The organism is Pandoraea commovens, from assembly GCF_902459615.1.
In the GTDB taxonomy this organism is placed as follows: domain Bacteria; phylum Pseudomonadota; class Gammaproteobacteria; order Burkholderiales; family Burkholderiaceae; genus Pandoraea; species Pandoraea commovens.
The window spans coordinates 348,359-368,389 of the sequence record NZ_CABPSA010000001.1 but is presented as its reverse complement, the minus strand read 5'-3'; the positions used below and the strand labels follow the sequence as shown (position 1 = coordinate 368,389).

The 20,031-nt window shown below is 62.9% G+C and carries 13 protein-coding genes; 10 read left to right on the top strand and 3 right to left on the bottom strand.

Annotation, left to right across the window (positions count from 1 at the left end; genetic code table 11):
• The 5 genes from PCO31010_RS01535 (at position 1) to PCO31010_RS01515 (ending at position 11,036) form a co-directional block, all read left to right on the top strand.
• Positions 1-4,221: a contractile injection system tape measure protein gene (locus tag PCO31010_RS01535; RefSeq protein ID WP_150662683.1), complete on the top strand. Its 4,221-nt coding sequence runs from the start codon at positions 1-3 to the stop codon at positions 4,219-4,221.
• Positions 4,218-5,591: an ATP-binding protein gene (locus PCO31010_RS01530; protein ID WP_174984207.1), complete on the top strand. Its 1,374-nt coding sequence runs from the start codon at positions 4,218-4,220 to the stop codon at positions 5,589-5,591. The genes PCO31010_RS01535 and PCO31010_RS01530 overlap by 4 nt, the downstream gene beginning before the upstream one ends.
• Before the next feature lie 76 nt (positions 5,592-5,667).
• Positions 5,668-8,772, top strand: coding sequence for a hypothetical protein (locus PCO31010_RS01525; protein ID WP_150662682.1), 3,105 nt, complete (start codon positions 5,668-5,670; stop codon positions 8,770-8,772).
• 221 nt (positions 8,773-8,993) lie between these two features.
• Entirely contained in the window at positions 8,994-10,199 is a 1,206-nt protein-coding gene (locus tag PCO31010_RS01520; RefSeq protein WP_150662681.1) for a GGDEF domain-containing protein, read from the top strand.
• A gap of 150 nt (positions 10,200-10,349) precedes the next feature.
• Complete coding sequence (locus PCO31010_RS01515) at positions 10,350-11,036, top strand: hydrolase (protein WP_150574157.1); 687 nt, start codon at positions 10,350-10,352, stop codon at positions 11,034-11,036.
• A gap of 82 nt (positions 11,037-11,118) precedes the next feature.
• Here PCO31010_RS01515 and PCO31010_RS01510 read toward each other — a convergent pair whose 3' ends face one another.
• Positions 11,119-12,462, bottom strand: coding sequence for an MFS transporter (locus PCO31010_RS01510; protein ID WP_150662680.1), 1,344 nt, complete (start codon positions 12,460-12,462; stop codon positions 11,119-11,121).
• A gap of 175 nt (positions 12,463-12,637) precedes the next feature.
• The gene (locus PCO31010_RS01505; protein ID WP_150663446.1) at positions 12,638-13,576 is read right to left on the bottom strand and encodes a LysR family transcriptional regulator; all 939 of its coding nucleotides are present in this window, start codon (positions 13,574-13,576) and stop codon (positions 12,638-12,640) included.
• A gap of 122 nt (positions 13,577-13,698) precedes the next feature.
• On the opposite strand from PCO31010_RS01505, the gene PCO31010_RS01500 reads away from it, so the two are divergent.
• Positions 13,699-14,838, top strand: a complete 1,140-nt coding sequence (locus PCO31010_RS01500; RefSeq protein ID WP_150662679.1) for an iron-containing alcohol dehydrogenase — start codon at positions 13,699-13,701, stop codon at positions 14,836-14,838.
• 79 nt (positions 14,839-14,917) lie between these two features.
• Positions 14,918-16,363 carry an NAD-dependent succinate-semialdehyde dehydrogenase gene (locus PCO31010_RS01495; RefSeq protein ID WP_150662678.1) on the top strand — a complete coding sequence of 482 codons (1,446 nt, stop codon included), beginning with the start codon at positions 14,918-14,920 and terminating at the stop codon, positions 16,361-16,363.
• Positions 16,364-16,439: 76 nt separating this feature from the next.
• On the opposite strand, the gene phnF is transcribed toward PCO31010_RS01495, so the two are convergent.
• A complete protein-coding gene (phnF, locus tag PCO31010_RS01490; protein WP_150662677.1) occupies positions 16,440-17,192 on the bottom strand; it encodes a phosphonate metabolism transcriptional regulator PhnF in 753 nt (250 codons plus the stop codon).
• 264 nt (positions 17,193-17,456) lie between these two features.
• On the opposite strand from phnF, the gene PCO31010_RS01485 reads away from it, so the two are divergent.
• The 3 genes from PCO31010_RS01485 to phnE are packed head-to-tail and all read left to right on the top strand — an operon-like array spanning position 17,457 to position 20,031.
• Positions 17,457-18,356 carry a phosphate/phosphite/phosphonate ABC transporter substrate-binding protein gene (locus PCO31010_RS01485; RefSeq protein WP_039398374.1) on the top strand — a complete coding sequence of 300 codons (900 nt, stop codon included), beginning with the start codon at positions 17,457-17,459 and terminating at the stop codon, positions 18,354-18,356.
• Positions 18,357-18,361: 5 nt separating this feature from the next.
• Positions 18,362-19,222, top strand: a complete 861-nt coding sequence (locus PCO31010_RS01480; RefSeq protein WP_373275308.1) for a phosphonate ABC transporter ATP-binding protein — start codon at positions 18,362-18,364, stop codon at positions 19,220-19,222.
• Positions 19,219-20,031 carry a phosphonate ABC transporter, permease protein PhnE gene (phnE, locus tag PCO31010_RS01475; RefSeq protein WP_150662676.1) on the top strand — a complete coding sequence of 271 codons (813 nt, stop codon included), beginning with the start codon at positions 19,219-19,221 and terminating at the stop codon, positions 20,029-20,031. The genes PCO31010_RS01480 and phnE overlap by 4 nt, the downstream gene beginning before the upstream one ends.

Below are 20,031 nucleotides of genomic sequence, written 5' to 3'. Positions count from 1 at the left end.
ATGGATACGCGACATCGGATCCGCTCGCTCGATTTCGATCTGACCTTTGCGTCGGGCGGCATGGCCATGTCGCAAGGCGACCCGCTACGAGCGCTGGTCGTCGACCAGTTGCTGCCGGTGGTGGCGTCTGTGTTCGATGAGGCGACGGGCGATGGCGCAGCGGCCGACATCTACCGTATCGATCGGCTCGATGTCGACCTTGGCGAGGTGTACGCAGAGGATCTGCCCGAGACGCTGGCCGAGCGGCTGGCGGAAGCGCTGGCGAGTGTGTTGGTCATGTGGCGGGGCGAAGGTTCGGCAGTGGATGGCGCTGCGGAGCATAGCGGAGCAGGTGAGGGTATTGGTGGCGTCGGCATTGGTAGTCGTGCTGTTGGAAGCGGTCATCGTGGTTCGGCGGTCGGGCAACGGCAACCGGACGGTGCCGATGCTTCCGTGCAGTCTCAGGCGGCGTCGCGACCTCATGTCAGCAAGTTTGCGACCGCCGCGACGGCTGATGCGACGGATCTGATGGCGTTTCTGGCGTCCGGCCAATGGGTGAGGCCGGGTTCGATGCCAGGGTCCGTGCAGACAGAACCTAACCATGTGTTACGCCGCGACGAAGGTCCGCATCGAGATACCGACGCAGCGGCAGCCGACGGTATCGAAGCGCTTCTGGCCCGGGTGCTGGCGGGCGACGTTCAGACCGTGCGGCAACGAATTCGGGCAAGCGCTTCGTCGGACACGCTGATCCAGCGGCTGGCGAAGCAGTTTCCGGCGGACGGAGTCGAAGCACTCATTCGGGCATTGCGTCCGGCGGAGGCGTCCGGGTGGTTGCGACAGCTGGGTGGGCTGGATCGCTTGCTGGAGAGCGTCGGTTGGAATTCGAGCCAGCGCGCCGAGGCGCAAACGGCCGCACGTGCTCGGCTGCTCACGATGGGCCTGCTTCCGCCGGGCGTCGACCTGCGAGAAATGCCGTGGCATGGTGTCTGGCAAGCGGTGCTGTCGATCGCGTCGGTGCGGGGGCTGGTGCACGACGAGTTAGATTTCGTCGCGAAGGTGCGAGAACACACGCGGGCTGATGAGGGACGCGCGGGTGCGGAAGACGCTGCGAGGACGGGCCAGGTATCTCAAGCGGGTTCGGCACGTTCACCGATGATCGATGCCCTGCACCGCGTTGCCGAAGCGAAAGCGAATGGGGCGGTGAGGGAAGGCGGTATGGCTGGATTTCTTTCACCCGACGCCACACCCAGCGCGATTCACGACGCGAGATCCGGTGGACTGCCTCATGCGCCGGTACTCACCTCCAACGCATCGCCGAGATCGCTCACACGGTCTGGCCTGAAGGCACTACTCGCTACGGCCCTGATGCGTGCACAGGCGAAGGCGCTTTACGGCGTCTGGCCGACGCTTGTGGCCAACGAGGCAGACACTTTGCGCGAAGCGCTGCGTCGCTATCTGTCTGTCTCCGATCTGCGCGAGCACATCGCACTGACGTTTCCGGTGTCGATGCTTGAGGACATGTTGACGCTTCTGGTGGCGGTGCGTCTTGATGTGACACAAGGATCGGCGCAGGGACATGGCAAACAAGCCGATGCCTCTGTCGTTGCGACAAGTTCACAGAGTACCGACCATGACGTCTATCGAACGTGGGGGTGGCGAAACGCGTGGTCTAACGACATCGCAGCGATATTGGGCATCTACGATTCTGACGCGATGCCCGCAGCCGTAGGCGCACCGGCAGGTCGATCGCAAGCATCAACGCGCGGCGAGAGTCGTCTCACTGACGGCGATCGGCGTGACGACGATGGTTTGCCACTGGCGAGCAGCGATGCCAGCAGTACCGGACTCGCTCATCGAAGTATTGGCGGCGAGCCGACGTCGGCCGAACCCGCAGTGCCACCATCTGTAGCAGACGCGCAGCCAACCTCAGACGACTTCGACCCGCATGTGCAGGCGAAGAGCCGCCGTGACACGCTGATCCAGGCGCTGTTGAGCGGTTCAGCTGTGGCACTTCATGAGGATTGGGCTGAATGGACCGACGCAGAGCGCGCCGCGCTTGCGTCCATCTGGCGTCATTATGCGACGTACGACACGGTGTTGATGCGCGTCGTGGAGGGCTTTCCGGAAACGATGCTTGTCGATCTGGCAACGTTGACGGTGCCGTCCGCAGCGGCCATTTGGGAGGCGTTCGCCGAGGTTTCAGTCGGTCAACTGGTTGATGCGGTTCAGGTGTCGGCGAGTTCTATTGAGCGGCCGCCCGGCGACACTTCCCGTGTGCTCGACGGATTTCTCAGCCTTGCCCATACCGGCGGACGTGAGACGCACGCCGAGCCGATCACACGGAACGTGCCGTCGCAGACCGAGTTCGACCGATGGAAGCGGGAAGTCTGGCATGAAATCTTCATGCGGTTACGTGCCATTGCGCCGGTCACGTCCACGTCGTCAATCCCATCCGTTTCGTTCGCTGCGCTAGAAGCCGTCGCTCTGAGTCGCGGGACGACAGCATGGACACGTCAGGCGCTTGATCTGTGGCGAGCCACCGTCACAACTGCTACCGCTACCACCACTTCGCCGGGCACGGTTGCGCATTCCCGGAGAACGGCCAACAGGATCGACACGGATGACAGTGACCGCCGACAGCTGGAGTCATCGACGGCCGATGCAGTACCTCCAGCGCCGGTGCCAGTCCCAATGGGCCTTCACACCGCTACCGCAACGATCCAGCGTCTCATTCAGTTTCGCCAGCAGGTGAACCTGCAAGGCGGGGATCTGATCGCCCGCGCCTCGTCGCTGTCCGACGCTCAGCGACTCGACCTCCGGCAAATGGTCGCGGAGATAGCTTCGACGCGCGAGTCCGCTCTTGCCGGGATCGACGCGCACCACTGGCAAGCCATCATCGACACGATGATCGCCGTCAGCGTGTCGATTCCCGATGCGCACAGAGAAGTGCTTTATCGCTCGATTCTCGACAATGCGCCCGACATCGACATCGACATCGACATCGACATCGACATCGATGCTGAGAACGGTGTTTTACCTGCCTACGCGACCGGGCGCTATTACGCGAGCGTGGCTACCGCGCTTGCCAGCGACACCGTACTTGATCTTGATCTGTTAGCGGAGTCGGCGATTGCGCAAGCCGCTTCGTCATCCCCGGACGATCTGGATCTCAATGCACTCGGCCCATTTCCCCCGACATCCCCAACCCGTCCGCCCGCCATGCCGGAAGACTTCATCGCCTACCTTACCTCCACGGACTTCCGCCAGGGCAGGACTCCGCCTGCAGGCTTCGACATCTGGCTTCGACAGTCGGTCTACTCGGGCGCGTATGTGCTGAGGCCGGTCATCGCGACGGCCGCTGAAGACGAGGCGCTGGCCGAGCGTTGGCTGGATCTGATTCCGCAGCCGCTGTGGCCGGGTATCGCGCGGCTGTCGTCCCGCGATACGCCGCAAGTGGCGCAAATGCTGCGCGTCTCCAGCGACATCACGGATCTGTTCGCGACGACCGTCGAGACGGTCGCACCGGCGAGTCTGCAACGTGCGCGCTGGCGTTTCCTGTTCCCGTGGCTATTCCTGCCGCAGCGTCCGTTCGACGCCGCAACGTTCGCAATATCACTTGTGGCGCAACTTGCCCGTCACGCGAACGTCGCCGTGCCACCCGCGCTCGCCTCGCGCGTTCAACAGCAAACCGGCATCGATATGCGCACTGCCGACGTCACCGATGATGCCCACCTCTTGCAAACCCCGTTGATGGTGCCGTACGCCGGGATGGTCCTGACCTGGCCGTTCACGACTCACCTCTGGGACAAACTCGGCCTGACAAAGGAGCACCGATTCGTCAGCGACGAAGCCGCAGAGCGCGCCGTGCTGCTGCTGCATTACGTCGGCTCGGGCCTTACCGAAGCCCCTGAGCCGCATCTGACGATGCACAAGCTGCTTTGCGGACTGCGCTTCGACACGCCAGTGGCACGCCATCTCGACATCACGGAAGACGAGTCGATGATGTGCGAGCAGATGCTCGACGTGATCATTCAGTATTGGTCCGCCCTCGGTAACACCTCTCGCGACGGGCTCCGCGGAAGCTTTTTGCAACGTGAGGGCCGGTTGTCGCTGGAGGAGGATGGCTGGCATTTGAAAGTGAGACGAGCGCCATACGACATGCTGCTGGATCGTCTGCCGTGGAGCATCGCGACAATTCGTCTGTCCTGGATGGAGCAGACGCTATGGGTGGAGTGGGCATGACCGATCCATCAGACCCCCTCGACCCGTTGGGTGCGAACGCCGCGAGCCTGTCGCGCGAGATCGACTGGTTCGGCGCAGTGCTGGAGACGCGGCTGCACGCATATTTCATGCATGAGGGCGTGCCGCATGACATCTATGCGCATACGCCGCCGGATCTGACGGACGATCCCTCGCCGTTCGCCCGTGCCTTGCTCGAACACGCGCTGGCGGATGATTTCGACGCACGTATCGTGCTCATGCTCGCGATGCTGCCGCACGTCCGCCCGCAAGCCCTGGATCTACTTTTTACGCAGAACAAGAACACCGAGCGCCAGTTCACCGAGTTCGGGGGATGGCGCGCCCAGCATCACAACGGTCTGCTGCCGACCGGGGAGACCGCTGCGTTCGTCCTTGCAGGGGACAATCTGAGCCGCCGCTTCGACGTCATGGCGCTGTTCGATGCGGACCACGTCTTCGCCCGCGCCTCGATTCTGCGACTCGAACGCCGGGCGGACGGCGAACCTGCCCTCGCCGCCGCGTTGCATATCGAGCGCGACTTCCTTGAGCGCAGCACATCGGGCCGCGAGCATAAGCCGGACTACAGTGCCGGATTTCCTGCCAAGCGCATCACGACGCAGCACGACTGGAAAGACCTCGTGCTCACGCCGGACGTCATCGAGGAGATCGACCAGATCCGGCAATGGCTCGACGACGGCGAGGGCATCATGCAACGCTGGCAACTCGATCGCATCGTCAAACCCGGCTTCCGGGCATTGTTCTACGGTCCGCCGGGCACGGGCAAGACGCTTACGGCAACGTTGCTCGGCAAGGCGGCTGGCGTGGATGTGTATCGCATCGACCTGTCGAAGATCGTCTCGAAGTACATCGGTGAGACGGAGAAGAACATGGCGAACGTCTTCGATCAGGCGCAGAACAAACACTGGATTCTGTTCTTCGACGAAGCCGATGCGCTGTTCGGCAAGCGCACCGAGGGCAGTACCGCCAACGACCGTCATGCCAATCAGGAGGTCGCTTATCTGCTTCAGCGCATCGAAGACTATCCCGGTGTGGTGCTGCTCGCGAGCAACCTGAAGGACAACATCGACGAAGCTTTTGCTCGGCGCTTCCAGAGTGCGATCCATTTCCCCATGCCGGATGAAATCCAGCGACTGCAACTGTGGCGCAATCTCTTCCCAGCACGCCGGGGGCTGTCGGATGACGTCGATCTGCCCGCGCTCGCAGCGGAACACGTGCTCTCGGGTGGTGCGCTGCTCAACGTGGCGCGGCATGCCGTCATGTGGGCGGAGCGCGACGGCCGTCAGGTCGTGAAGCAAGGCGACTTGCTGCGCGCGATCCGACGCGAACACATCAAAGAAGGACGCACGATCTGATATGAGCCCTGTCGACTTTCTGAGATGTGCCCGCAGGTGGATGCCGTTACTCGGCGCGGCGGTGCTCGGATTTTTCATGCTCACAGCGGCCGTCGACGCAGAGCCGATATTGGCGAGCGCGGCGGTGGCGTCAGCACCGCAAGCGGCTTCTGGCACGGTCGCGCCGGTCGCGTCGCGCGCGTCGGCCGCTGTCGCGAAGCCTTCGTCTGCCGTCACTACACCAGCGGCGCCGGTGGCGACTCCTGCGTCATCTCCCGGAGTCCCCTCCGACCCTGTCGAAGCGACTGCACCAGCCTCGCAACCCGTCGGCGTCAAAGGTGCGCCCACGCAAGCCGTCGCGGCACCCGCCGAAGCGTCCACGGCGAAGTTCTCACGCATGGCGCCACCCATCGGCAGCGATGGCAAGCCGATGACGCCCGAGCAGGCATGGCACATCGTGAACACCGTTCAGGTGAAGCCCGAACCGACGTCCGGCCCCGCCACCGTGCTGATTTCAGCGGATCTCGTGCGGCATCTTGCCCCTGCCACGCGTCGTGCCATCCAGCAAGCGTTGCTCATCATCTACTCGGAAGATCCGGCCTATCTTCAGGCGTACCGCGAGAGCACGCGGCCCCTGTCCGACAACCTCGTCGGCCCGATCACCTTGTCGTGGCTGAACCGATTCTGGCTCGACTTCAAAATGCAGCCAGTGGGTAATCTGACGAGCGCGTCGGTGCAGGCGCTGCTGAAGTTCGCATCGATTGTGCGCGCGCATCCGCAATGGAAGGCCGATCTGGTCGGCGCAGACCTCGGGAAGTGGATCGACGGCTTCGAGCCGAAAGAGCAGGCGCGCTACTACCAGATCCGTCTCGCGGGCACGGACGACGAGATCGCCGCCATGTTGTGGCTGTATCACCTCGACACCGACGGTAGCCGCAACGCGGGTCCCGATCCCGACCGCGCGCTGCTCACGATCTACAACTACACGCTCGACGCCGCCGACTTCACATTGCTGGCGTCGAAGTCGAAGGTCATCGATCACCTTTCCGCGTTGCAGGACAAGGTGTATCTGAACCAACCACTGTTCGACGCCGCGGTGCTCGATGCGCTCAAGGACCTGGGCAAGCAGGCGGACGCCTATCTGCCGGAAGCGCGTGCGGTCGCGATCACAACGACCTATCAGCTGACGGATGCCTCGCTTGCGCAACTTCGCAACGACGCCCGTGTGCCCACGGCGATCATCGATGCCGTCTCCGGGCTGACGGAAGAGTATGCGAGTCAGGCGGACTTCAACGAAGCCATTCTCGACGCCACTGCCGACATCAAAACCCCGGTCGACCCATATGTCCCCGAGATCGTACGGGCGGCCCAATCGCAAACCACCTATGTGCTGACGGCGCAGGCGCTCGCGGAGCTGGCATCAAGCCGGAGGAACGAGTCGGTGCCACCGGTCATCCTCGGCATGCTCAAGGGGCTGCAAGGGTTGCAGTATCCCCAATTGTGGCTGTTCGACCGGGCCGTGATGGCGCGTTTGCGCGAGGGCGTGGGCGCGTGCCCCACAGGCATTCCGGGCAGCGTGGCCGACGCACGCAAGGTCTCCGCCGAACAGATGCAGCAACTGTCGGCGGTCCTGCGCGATCCCGCGCTGTTTGCACAACTCGAAGCACTGTGGCGCAAGGGCGCATGCAGCAACGTCGACACGTTGTCGCTGCCGCAACTGATGCAGGCGCTGTACGACCGATTCCGCCCGTCGCTGGTTGCCACCGCGCGCAAGAAGCCCGCGTTCGACCCGAACAAACAGGTGAGTTGGGACGGCAACGGCTGCGGGTGTGTACTGGACCGTCTGGACGGGGAGGTGTACGGCTTCTTCCCGTTCTGGATGGCCGGGCCGAAGCAGAACGTCGACTTCAGCACGCTCTCGCGCATTGGCTACTACGGGGCGACCTTCGACGATACCGGACGGCTGGTGCAAGCCAACTACGGCAGTAGCTTCGTGGATCTGGCACAGACGTCGGCGTCATTGCCCGCAGACTTCGTGTCCGTCGCTCAGCGCCATCAGAGCAACGTGCAGTGGGTCATTCAGCGCAACGACTGGCGCTCCTGGACCCGGCTCGACAAGGACCGTAAGGTGGCCGTCCTCAATCGTCTGAGCGACGACATCGTGCGGCTGCTCTCGACCGGGCTGAAAAACTGGACCGCCACCGTCTCGAATCATCTTCCATTCGGCGCGCGCTTTGCACCGACCAACGGCAGTGGCGTGGTGCTGTTCTTCGACGGCTATCCGGAAGACCCGGTGTCGGTGCAGGCCTTCAACCAGTTCGTGGATCAGTTGCGCAGCCGTTTGCGCAAGGCAAGGGCGGGGGATCGTATCGACGTCATGCTACGGCACGACCGCGTCGGGCATGGCGTCTACAGTTACGCGAACCTCATGCAACTGGTGACGGACAGCGACAAGAACGCCGTGACGGACCTGCTGGCCCGCGTCGACCGCGACCAGAAGCGTCGGCCGAACTTTCTGGTGCTGCTCGACGAGCCGACCACCGATTCGAAGAAGGCGCTGCGCGAATCGGTCGAAGCGGGGCTACACGGTGAGGAGCGCATGACCGTGCTGCGCCAGATCGTGCCCGTCATCACGTTCGACAACGACAACTGGCAGCAACTGCAAGACGATATCGTCTATGCGCAGGACAATTTCGGCGGGATCGGTTTCTGGCCAATGCCGCTGAGCGCCGCCGACGCAGCGCAGAAGACCGATCCGACGATGCCGACGGTCGACTCGCTGGTCCCCAAGGCGATGGAGGGCGTGCAGGCCTGTACGCTGACGCGCAGCATCAGTGAGTGCATCGCGGATCACTATCAGGATCCGCCCGGCGCGCAATCGTCTGCCGTGTGCAAGACGGTCTGCGAGAACCTCTACGCGTTCCGGCTGGCGACAAAGCTCGTGCTGCTGTTGCTGATCGGGTGCGGCGTGGCGTACTACGCGTCGTGCCGCTGGCGGGAATGGATGGCGCGTTACCATCACGCACCTGCGGTGGTCATGGCTGCCATGTGGATTCTGCTGGGACTGGCGTTGCTGTTCTGCGATCCGTTCCTGCGATGGCTCGCGCGCGGCTACATGATCCCGATTTTCCTGGTGCTGTTCATCATCGCGGTGATTGCCTGGTACCAGTACCAGCTCAAAGCGCGCGACGATCAGCCTTAATCGGACAAGATTCCTCAACCTTGGCGGTAAGAGAGCGAAATAGGACGGGCCACGCCGTTTGTAAAACGACGTGGGCCCGTCACCGATTTCAGCTATGCTGGCGACTAAACAAGCCGAGAGACGGGGTCATCGCGGGGATGACCATCGAGGGGGCCGCGCAGCACTCATAGCCCATAGCCCGTCCCGGCGATATACGAAACAAAATACTTCGCCAGGCCTACATGTCTATCCCGGCAGTCTTCATCAGCATCGCGATCCTCTCGTGCGTCATGAGCGTGGCGGTTCTCGGCTCGCTGTATCAGGCGCACGTGCCGGGGGTTCGCTTGTGGAGCGTGGCGAGCGGACTGCTGGCGGTGACGTCTGCGCTGTTGCTCTCCGGCACGTCGGATATCGTCGTCGCTACGTCGAGCAGCCTGCTGATGATTGCCTCACTGCTCGGAGTACAGGGTTTCCGCCAGTTTCTGAACACACGACCCGACTACGCGTGGGAATACGTGGCGATTGCCGCGGTCCTCGGTTTGCTGATGTACTGGACGTTCGTGTCCCCGCACGTCGATGCCCGCAGCGCAATGATCTCGGGCGTCATTGCCTATGTACGCTTTAACATCGGCTGGATGGTGCTGAGGCACCGTCCGCCCGGAAGGCCCAAGTACGCGTATTACTTTGTATCGGTGGCCGCAACGCTCGGGGCGGTTGTGCACGGGGTTCGCTCGATTGCCTATGCCGTGGGCCTCGTCCATGAAACGGTATTTCTTGAGCCGACACCCCTGAACGTGCTCTTCCTCGGCATGGCGACGCTCACACTTCCATGTCTGTCGGTCGGCATGGTGCTGCTGGCGCACGACCGGCTCGCGGACCGGATGGAGCGGCTCGCCACCTACGACGACCTGACCGGCGTGTTGGCGCGCCGCGCCTTCATTGCACGCGCCGAAACGGTTGCCATGCAAAGCGGGATGGGGCGCGTGCCATTGTCCGTCGCCATTCTCGATATCGATAACTTCAAAAGCGTGAACGACCGGTATGGGCACGCTGCCGGGGACTGTGCATTGGCGCATGTGGCGTCAATGATCTCGCGCTCTGTCCGAGCCGAGGATGTCGTCGGGCGCATCGGCGGGGAAGAGTTTGCCTTGCTGCTGCCGCACGTCACGAAAGAAGAAGCGGGCCGCCTCGTCGATCGGTTGCGTGACATTGTGGCAACCTCCGGCTCATGCGTCCCGAACCGGGATGTGGTGCCCACGCTCAGTGCCGGTGTGGACGCTTTCGGCGCGGACGACACCCTGGCGACTGTGATGGCCCGAGCCGACGCTGCGCTCTATGCCGCAAAGGCACACGGTCGGAACTGCGTCGTGGTCGTGCCGGACACGATAGTGCGTCCAGCCGAGGGCTGGGACCGGCGCGCGGGCGCTGGCAAGGCGGCTGCGGGCTGACGGCCGCGCGCTTGCCGCGCCACCGTTTTGAGGACTAATACCATCAGGTGATATTCCGGCATCCCCTGGGTCGACTAGTCTTTCGTCGGGTTGCACTGTGCACCCGCGCGCGTAATGTAACGTCAAAGGTAAAGTCAAAGGACCCTGACCATGTCGAATCCCAAGCTCGAAGTCTTGACCCCTCAGAACAGCCAGCTCATCATCATCGACCACCAGCCGCAAATGGCGTTCGGTGTTCAGTCGATGGACCGTCAGGCACTGAAGAACAATGTGGTCGGTCTGGCCAAGGCCGCAAAGATCTTCAATATCCCGACGACGATCACGACCGTCGAGAGCGAATCGTTCTCCGGCTACACCTATCCGGAAGTCCTCGATGTATTCCCCGGCGCGAAGACGCTTGAGCGTACCTCGATGAATTCGTGGGACGACCAGAAGGTGCGCGACGCGCTCAAGGCCAACGGCCGCAAGAAGGTGATCGTGGCGGGTCTGTGGACCGAAGTCTGCAACACGACGTTCGCCCTGTGCGCCATGCTCGAAGGCGACTACGAAATCTACATGGTCGGCGACGCCTCGGGCGGCACCAGCAAGGAAGCCCACGATTTCGCCATGCAGCGCATGGTGCAGGCGGGTGCGGTGCCGGTCACGTGGTTGCAGGTGCTGCTCGAATGGCAGCGCGACTGGGCACACCGTGATACCTACGACGCCGTGATGAAGCTCGTCAAGGAGCACGCCGGTGCTTACGGCATGGGTGTCGACTACGCCTATACGATGGTGCACAAGGCTGCGCAGCGCACGTCGGGCACGCACGAATCGCTGCCCCCGGTCCCGGCCCGCTGATCGTTCTGAGCCGTTCGACGCAATAAGAAAGGCCGCCAGTTTGACGCTGGCGGCCATTTTTTGCGAGTTGCGAGCGAGACGGTTAGTCGTCCAGCGGCAATCCGCTACGATCCTTCACCAGCGCGACGGCAACGACCGACACGAGCGCACACGCGATCATGAAGAAGACCACCGGCACGTAGCTGCCGCCGAAGTAGGCGACGAGCGCGGTGGCAATCAGCGGCATCGGACCGCCCACGAGCGCAGCACCGATCTGATAGCCGAGCGACATCCCGGTATAGCGAATCGACGGTGGGAACGCCTCAGCGAGCAATGTGCCGATCATTGAGCCATAGGTCGTCCAGATCACGCTCAGGCCCACGCCCACGGCCACCGACGCCAGCACAATCGACTTCTGATTCAGTAGCCAGAAGTACGGCCCGATCCACACGATGAATGCGACTGTGCCCCACAGAAAGACCTTCTTGCGCCCGATCTTGTCCGACAGATGCCCGAAATAGAGCATGAACGGGAAGGCGATCAGCGCGCAGACCAGCACGATGTTCAGAATGTCCGAGCGCTGGAAGCCGTGGCCGATCATGTACGAGATCGTGAACGTGGCGTACAGGAAGAACGTAGACGTCTCCACGACCTTCGCGCCAATGGCGATCAGCACCGAGCGCCAGTGATCCTGCAACGTTTCCTTGAGCGGAATGCGCGTCTCGGTTCGCGTGGCCATGATCTTCTTGAACGACGGCGTCTCGCCCACGGCGTTACGAATCCACATGCCGATCAGCACGAGCACGATCGAGCCGACGAACGGAATGCGCCATCCCCAGCTTTGGAAGTCGGCGTCGCTGATCGAGTTGCTCAGCAGCGACGTGATGATGTTGCCCAGCGCCAGCCCAAGCACCGCGCCAGTCTGCGGTACCGCACCGTAGAATCCACGACGATGGCGGGGCGAATATTCGACCGCCAGCAACACACCGCCGCCCCATTCGCCGCCCAGCGCCAGCCCTTGCATCAGGCGCAGCAGGGAGAGCAGGATCGGTGCCCATACGCCAATCTGGTCGTAATTGGGCAGCAAGCCCATGAGTACCGTCGACATGCCCATCATCGTCAGTGTGATGGCCAGCGTCTTCTTGCGCCCGACACGGTCGCCGATGTGCGCGAAGATCACGCCGCCCAGCGGACGAATGACGAATGCCAGCGCGAACGTCGCCAGCGCCAGCAGATTGCTGACCAGCGGGTCGGTGCTCGGGAAGAATTGCTTCGCGAAGATGATGGACGCCATCGTTCCGTAGAGGAAGTAGTCGTACCACTCGATGGTGCTGCCCACGGCACTGCCAAGGAGTGCGCGCCGACGCTCGGCGTCGGGCACCATCGATTCTTTCATTGCTGACGTCAGGCCGGGGGTGCCTGCGCTGTTGGGCGCTATTCCGCTCATTGTCTCCACCTTGTTTTTTAATGACCGGACGAAGTCTACAAAGGCGGAGGGCGGCAGTACACTGAACGTTTGCGTTAGCGCTATAACTTTTACTCAGAGCAGACGGCCGTTTTGCGTCCCTTAGCCATGCGAGAGACGCATACCTGCAACTCCGTGGGCGAGAAGGGCGTGCGGCTTATTCGCCCGGGGCGGCGCCGTTCGCGACGATGGCATCCATTAGCATCTGTGCGCCGTGCGACAGCGGGGCACCGCGTCGCGTGACCAGTTCGTATGGCTCGCTGAGCGACGACAGCGTCAAGGGCAGCGTGCAGGCGATGCCGTGTCCGGTATGGAAGCGCGCCACGTCGATCGACACCAGCGCGACCAGCGACGGGTTCTTCTGGAGCAACGACACAGTCGCAAAGGCGGACGTCGTTTCCAGTAAATGCGCGGGAAACCGCAGCCCTGCGTCATGAAACTCCCGCTCCAGCAGCCGTCGCATCGGCATGTTGGCCCGGTAGACGACCCAGCGATAGTGTGCGAGATCTTCCAGCGACACATGGGCGGCGTCGGCCAGCGGGTGCGCGGTATTGGCGATGACGGCGAGCGTTTCGTCCTGAACGAAGGTGCTGTCGTAGAGGTAGGGCGTCTGGCTGACGCTTGTGCGGCACACGGCGAGATCGAGCCGACCGGCATCGATTTGGCTGAGCAGGGCGGCGCTCGTGTCTTCCACGATTTCAATCGACATCTCGGGCTGCGCTTCACTGACCGCCGTGATGGCGTCGGTGAGCAACGGCACGGCCCCCATGATCACGCCCACCGACACGCGCCCACCATGTCCGCGCATGATCCCGACCATCTCTTCGCGCAGGTGCGCCAGATCCGACTGGATCAGGCGCGCGTAGCGAATCACACAGTGCCCGACGGCGTTTGGCTCGAGGCCGCGGTTCGAGCGTTCGAACAGCGCGGTGCCGAAGGTCGTCTCGATCTCATGCAACGCCTTGCTCGCCCCAGGTTGCGTCATCGCGAGCTGCTTGGCCGCGCCCAGCAACGAACCGTGTTCCTCGATGGCGATGAGCAATCGGAGTTGTTTGACGTGCAGCCGGGAAATGATCGAATTGAGCGAGGGAGGCATCATTGTCTTGATGAAAAGTTATATCGCTATCAAATGCTGTCAATATCGCCGCAGCGCGATGGGCCATACACTGCGAAATCTCTGCGTGAGCATAGCTTTCCTATAACTTTTCGTCATCCACTATGTCCCTCATCAACTACATCACCCAGATCCAGTTCGGCTTCGACTCGATCCGGCTTCTCGCGAGTGAATGCGAACGCATCGGTATCCGCCGCCCGTTGATCGTGACGGACGCGGGCATTCGGGCCGCCGGTTTGCTCAACACCGTATTGAGCGCGCTGGGGCAGAGCGAGTCGGTGCCGGTCTTCGATGGGACGCCGCCGAACCCGAACGAATCGGTCGTGCGCGAGGCGGTCGCTATGTACCGGTCGAACGAATGCGACGGTGTGATCGCGCTGGGCGGCGGCTCGTCCATCGATCTGGCCAAAGGGGTTGCGGTGTGTGCAACGCACGAGGGACCGTTGCAGAGTTTCGCCGTGATTGAAGGGGGCGCGGCGCGCATCACGTCGGCGACAGCCCCGGTCATCGCCATTCCGACGACCGCCGGTACCGGCAGCGAAGTCGGCCGGGGCGCCATCCTGATCCTCGACGACGGCCGCAAGGTCGGGGTGATCTCTCCGTACGTCGTGCCGCGCGTGGCCATCTGCGACCCAGCACTGACGCTGGGTTTGCCTGCCGGAATGACGGCAGCGACCGGCATGGACGCCATCGCGCACTGCATGGAAACGTTCATGGCCCCGGCGTTCAACCCGCCCGCCGACGGTATCGCGCTCGACGGCCTGTGGCGCGCCTGGCGGCACATCGAGCGCGCGACACGCGAGCCGTCCGATCGTGAGGCTCGCCTGAACATGATGAGTGCATCGATGCAAGGGGCGCTTGCCTTCCAGAAGGGCCTTGGCTGTGTGCACAGCCTGAGCCACTCGCTGGGCGGCATCAATCCTCGCCTGCACCACGGCACGCTCAACGCTATCCTGTTGCCTGCCGTGATCGCGTTCAACCGCACGGCACCTTCGATGCAGGACGATGCAAAGCTCGACCGGCTGGCGCAGGCGATGGGGCTAGCCTCGGGCGACGACGTCGGTCCGGCGATTGCCGCGATGACCGCAAAACTCGGCCTGCCGGGCGGACTTGCGGAACTGGGGGTGACTCGCGAGCAGTTCCCGCGCATCATCGAGGGTGCGCTGAAAGATCACAGCCACAAGACCAACCCGCGAGATGCCTCGGCTGAGGATTATCGCGAGATGCTGGAAGCGTCGATGTAATGCGCAGCGAGGCGTACGGAGGGCCGATGACGGTCGGTTCGTGCACCTTTCATTGCCCAATCATTCTCAGGAAATACATATGGTTACGTCAGGTTATACAGACACCAAACTTCTGATTAACGGCGAGTGGTGCGATGCCGCCAGCGGCAAGACGCTCGATGTCGTCAACCCGGCGACGGGCAACGCCATCGGCAAAGTCGCACACGCGGGCATCGCAGACCTCGACCGCGCGCTCGAAGCCGCCCAGCGTGGTTTCGCCACGTGGCGCAAGATTCCGGCCGCCGAGCGTGCCGTGACGATGCGCAAGGCTGCTGTCCTCGTGCGCGAGCGTGCCGATTCGATTGCGCGCCTCATGACGCAAGAGCAGGGCAAGCCGTTCGCCGAAGCGCGTGTCGAAGTGCTCTCCGCCGCAGGCATCATCGAATGGTTCGCCGACGAAGGCATGCGCGTGTATGGCCGTGTCGTGCCGTCGCGCAATCTGAATGCGCAGCAGACGGTGCTCAAGGAGCCGATCGGTCCGGTCGCCGCCTTCACGCCGTGGAACTTCCCCGTCAACCAGGTCGTGCGCAAGCTGAGCGCTGCGCTGGCCTGCGGCTGTTCGTTCCTGGTCAAGGCGCCGGAAGAAACCCCGGCGTCGCCTGCCGCGCTGCTCCAGGCCTTTGTCGATGCGGGTGTTCCGGCAGGTGTGGTGGGGCTGGTCTTCGGCGATCCGGCCGAGATTTCCAGCTATCTGATTCCGCACCCGATCATTCGCAAGATCACGTTCACCGGCTCGACGCCGGTCGGCAAGCAACTGGCCTCGCTGGCCGGTCTGCATATGAAACGCGCGACGATGGAGCTGGGCGGTCATGCGCCGGTGATCGTGGCCGAAGACGCGGACCTCGCACTGGCCATCAAGGCAGCAGGCGGCGCGAAGTTCCGTAACGCCGGTCAGGTGTGCATCTCGCCGACGCGTTTTCTCGTGCACAACAGCATCAAGGACGAATTTGCGAAAGCGCTCGTCAAACACGCCGAATCGCTGAAGCTGGGCGACGGTCTTGCCGAAGGCACGACGCTCGGCCCGCTCGCCAACGCACGTCGTGTCACGGCCATGAGCCGCGTGATCGAAGATGCTCGCAAGACGGGCGCGACGATTGCAACCGGTGGCGAGCGCGTCGGCACGTCCGGCAACTTCTTCGCACCGACCGTGCTGACCGACGTGTCGCTCGAAGCCGATGTGTTCAACAACGAGCCGTTCGGACCGGTGGCCGCCATCCGTGGCTTCGATAAGCTCGAAGACGCGATTGCAGAAGCGAACCGTCTGCCGTTCGGCCTGGCCGGTTACGCGTTCACGCAATCGTTCCGCAACGTGCACCTGCTCTCGCAGCAGTTGGAAGTGGGCATGCTGTGGGTCAACCAGCCGGCCGCGCCGTCCCCCGAAATGCCGTTCGGCGGCGTGAAGGATTCGGGTTACGGTTCGGAAGGCGGACCGGAAGCGATGGAAGCCTATCTCGTGACGAAGGCCGTCTCGGTTATGGCGAACTGATGTCAATGAAGTGATTGCGGGACCGGTGGCACGGCATCGATATCGATCAATGCCGCCGTTGCCGGTCCCGCGCTGCTTAGGTCGAAGTATCGACCATCAGCTGAACGCGGTCCGCAGCGAAGTGCGTGATGCCGTATTTGATCGGCACACCGTCGAGATCGACGTCGACATTCTCGACCCACAGCACTGGTTGCTGCCGATTGACGCCGAGCCGCCACGCGATCTCGGTGTCCGGCAGGACGCTGCCGATACGACTCCACTTGCGCAGATAGTCGGGCACGCCCATCGAGGCGAGGGCGTGCGTGATGCTGCTGTCTTCTTCGAGCAGGCTAGGCAGATCCGGGAAGCGCGCAGCAGGGTACCAGTTGCAGGCGTAGGTCAGCGCCACGCCGTCGGCCGCATGCAGCGACTCGATGCGCCACACCGGGGCGCGCACACGCAATTCCAATTCCTTAGCGACGGCCGCATCGGCCTGAAGACGCACCGCTGAGAGCATCCGTCCCTCGGCTGCGTGATGTTGCTGACGCAGATTCTCGGTGAAGCGCGTGCGTCGTCCGATCAGATAGTCGATGGCGCCGCGCTGTACGAAGGTGCCGCGTCCTTGTTCGATGCTCACCAGACCGTTCGCGGCCAGCCCCAGTACCGCGCGTCGCACCGTGTGACGGTTCACGTCGAAGCGTTTCGCGAGTTCCCCTTCGCTCGGGAGGCGGCCTTCGTCACCGAAGCCGTTGGCGGCAATCTCCCTGGCGAGAATCTGCTCGATCTGACGCCAGACGGCTACGCCTGCGCCGCGCTCCACACGCGCCCCATTGCCTGCATTTGTACTCAATACTGCATTCCCGCTCGCTGTCATAGCGACGTCATCCTCTGGACTTCATATGTTCATCGATCAGGGCGCATTGTAGTGCGCGCGACGTGATGGATGTGTGACGTTGGCGTGTCCGTATGCAGAATCGTCACGAATTCAGGGCGTAATTTTTAGTAACAAAATCGTCTAGACGTTCAGATAAATGCATCACGGTTCTGTCATATCCGATTCCTAGAATCCGCAGCAGAGTTTTCGCACGCCCGTAGTACAACCCAGAGGGAATTCATGAAAGCTATCAAACGCTTCGCCGCGCTCGCCTTCTTTGCCGCTGTCGCCAGCGGTGCAGCACACGCCGCAGGCGAGTGCCCGAACAATGGAGTCGTGCGCTTCGGCGTCGAGCCGTACGAATCGTCGGCACGCATGCTGCCGGTCTACACCGATCTCGCCAAGCTGATCGGCGACAAGCTTGGCTGCAAGGTCGAGTTGTACATCGCGACGAGCTACAACGCCGAGATCGAAGCGATGCGCAACAACAAGCTCGAATTCGCACAGTTCGGCCCGCTCGGCTACGTGCTCGCGCATCAGGTCGCGCACGCCGAAGCCGTCGCCACGTTCGCCAACGAAAACGGCTCGCCGCAGAACTACTACGCATCGATCGTCACATGGCCGGGTTCGGGGGTGACGACGCTTGCCGACACGGCGGGCAAGTCGTTCGCGTACGCCGATCCGGCATCGACCTCGGGTCACCTGTTCCCGGCCTACGGTCTGCGCAAGAACGGCATCGACCCGGACAAGGGGGTGAAGGCCATCTATGCGGGTAGCCACACGGCGTCGTTCGAAGCCCTGCGTAACCACAAGGTCGTCGCTGGCGAGCTGAACAGCGAAGAAATCTCCAGCGCACGTCTGCACGGCGAATACGACGACAAGGCTTACGTCACGCTGTGGAAGTCGGACCCGATCCCGGTGGACCCGATGGCCGTTCGTGGCGATCTGCCTGCTGAGTTCAAGTCGCGTCTGGCGAAGATCCTGTCCAACCTCGACCTGAAGGAACTGCCCGAAGCCGACCAGAAGTTCATGGCCGCCAACGCGACCCCGGCGCTCAAGACCGTGCCGCAGAACGACGCGGCTTACAACCAGATTCGCGATCTCGTCTCCACCCTCCATATCGATCTGTCGAAACTGTGAACACCTTGTCCAAATCAACGGACGGATTGGCATTGACCCCGGCTGGCGCGTTCGCGGCCACCGGGGCTGCCCATGCCAGCACGCCGGGAGCGTTTCGCCGCACCAAACTCGCCCCCGGTGTGAAGCTCGCCGTTCAGAATCTGACGATGTGCTACGCGAACGGTCATACCGCGTTGCGCGATTTCAATCTGTCGGTCGAGGCCGGCGAAATGGTCGTGGTACTCGGCAGCAATGGCTCCGGTAAATCGACCTTCATGAAGTGCGTGGTCGGCATCAACCGGCCGACGCAGGGCAGCGTGAATCTGGCCGGACGCGATCTGGTCAAGCTGTCCGGCGAGCCGCTGCGCGAAGCGCGTCTGCCGCTCGCACTGATCTCGCAGAACGCCAATCTGGTCAAGCGCCGCAGCGTGATCGCCAATGTGTGCTGTGGCGCGCTCGGACGTCATCGCACGCTCGCGACCGCACTCGGACGTGTGCCGCGCGAAACTGTCGAACCGGCGCGGGCTTATCTCGACGAAGTCGGTTTGTTGCATCTCGAAAAGCAACGTGCTGGAACGCTGTCGGGCGGTCAGGCGCAACGTGTCGCCGTCGCCCGTGCCCTCGCGCAGGAGCCGCATGTGTTGCTGGCCGATGAACCCGTCGCGAGTCTCGATCCCGAGGCCGCCGACGAAGTCATGCGCCTGTTGCGCCGTCTTGCGACCGAGGACGGACTGGCTGTGGTCGTGGTGCTGCATCAGCCGGATCTCGCCATGCGCTATGCCGACCGTATGGTCGGACTGCGTCGCGGTGTGATGGAGTTCGACCAGCCGGCGAGTGAAGTGTCCGCCCGTCAAATCGCCAATCTTTATGTCGCCGAGGCTTCATGAGTACAGTGCTTGAAATGCGGGGCGGTCGTGGCCCGGGAGAGATGCCTGCGGGCGTGCGCCACGCGCTGACGCTGATCGGTGTGTTGATCGCCATCGCGTTGTTCGTGCAGGCGTGGATCGTCGTGCAGGCGCGTCCGCAGGATCTGATCACCGGTGCACACGGTATGGCCGACATCATCTCGCGTGCCATGCCGCCGGATTTTGCTCAGTTCATTCCGAACCTGCGCCCGGTACTCGAAACCATCGACCTGGCGATCTTCGGCACGGTATTCGGCATTCTGCTGGCGTTCCCGCTGGCGATTCTCGCGGCGAAGAACGTCACGCCGGGATTGCCGCTGTACTACGGTGCACGCGCAGTGATCGGTGTGACGCGCGCGGTGCCCGATCTGGTGTGGGCGTTGCTGTTCGTGACGGCGGTCGGTCTCGGTCCGTTCCCTGGCGCACTGGCGCTCGCCGTGCACTCGGTCGGCATGCTCGGCCGTCTGTTCGCTGAAGTCATCGAAGACATGGACATGGGGCCGGTGGAAGCGCTGACGCTCACCGGCGCGGGACGCATCGCGGTGCTCACTCATGCGGTCATTCCTGGCGTGTTGCCTTCGTTGTTGGGGATCGGGCTGTTCCGTTTCGACGAGAACCTGCGGTCGTCGCTGGTACTCGGCTTCGTGGGTGCGGGCGGCATCGGTTTCCAGTTGCTCACGGCGATGAACCTGTTCGACTACCAGACGGTGTCGTACCTGCTGATCGTCACGTTCGTTTTGGTTGCTTGTGCGGAGCGCGCTTCGGCGTACCTGCGCAGTCTGGTGCATTGA